This window comes from Halomonas sp. BM-2019, from assembly GCF_017584085.1.
Genome location: NZ_CP071922.1, coordinates 3,780,512 through 3,781,621, shown reverse-complemented (window position 1 = coordinate 3,781,621; position 1,110 = coordinate 3,780,512). Strand labels below are relative to the sequence as shown.

Genomic DNA, 1,110 nt, shown 5'->3' with positions numbered 1-1,110 from the left:
GGCCAGCGTACGCGAGGGGTCGGCGCTGCGGGCCGACGGGGTGGCTGGCGAGGTGAGCCCTCGCCAGCGCGAGATCCTTGAGCTGATCGATGCCAGCGGTGCCGAGCTGCAGCGGCTGATCGAGCAGCTGCTCGACTACAACCTGCTGCAGCACAACCGCCAGGTGACCCCGGAGCGCCTCGACGTCGCCACCGTGGTCAAGGAGGTGCTGGCCAAGCACCGCTTGGCACTGGCCAACAAGGGTATGCGGGTGACCTGCTTCGACGGTCCCCTGGAGTGGCTGCTCGACCGCACCGGGACCACTCGGATCCTCGACAACCTGATCTCCAACGCCATCGCCTACGGGGAGGATGGCGGCGAGCTCGCGATCCGCGCCCGTCGGCACCGCGACCGCCTGGAGCTGGAGGTCGCCAACAGCGGCGCCCCCATTGCCGAGCAGGATCGGCCGCGACTGTTCGAGGCCTTCTACCAGGGGCGGGCCCGGCGCCAGGGGCCGCTGAAGGGCTCCGGCATCGGCCTCTCGGTGGCCGCCGACTGCGCGCGGCTGCAGGAGGGCGAGCTGGCGCTGGTGGAGGACCCCCGGATGGCGGTCTGCTTCCGCCTGACGCTGCCGGAGCGGGTCCCGGTGCCGAGAATCCCCAATGACGCGAGGCTCGCCCTGGAGGCGGGCCCCCACACAAGGAATTGACGCCATGCGTTTCCGTCCCCTGCTGGTCTGCATGACGGCCCTGTGGCTGGCCGGCTGCGAGCTGTTGCCGGACTCGCCCTTTGCCCAGCCGACCCGACCCACCCCCGGCGTGGCGGCCTCGTCGGCCAGCGGCTGTCAGGCCGAGATTCCCGCCTTCGACGACGAGGCTTGCCTGCTGCCCGACTGGGTGGCCTTCGGCCTCGCCTCCCAGCGCGGCGACCGCCCCTGGCGCGACGCCATGCTGACCCGGCTCCAGGGAAGCGACACCGAGCGCCGCCTGGCCCGGGCCGTGGTGCTCGCCTGGGGCAGTGAGCACCAGTGGGACCAGGCCGCGGCACTCTACCAGGCCGACCTGGCCGCGGCGCCGGTGGCGCTGCAGCCGCTGCTGCGCTACTGGCTCAACGAGCTGGAGGGCCGCCGCG

Annotated in this window: 2 protein-coding genes; both read left to right on the top strand. The window is 72.5% G+C overall.

What is annotated here, in order from left to right; translation table 11 throughout:
- The coding region (locus tag J5F18_RS18715; protein WP_346300031.1) for a HAMP domain-containing sensor histidine kinase at window positions 1–688 on the top strand (688 nt) is incomplete at its 5' end.
- Between the two features lie 4 nt (window positions 689–692).
- Window positions 693–1,110 (top strand): hypothetical protein (locus tag J5F18_RS18710; RefSeq protein WP_346300030.1); only part of this gene is annotated, 418 nt, incomplete at its 3' end.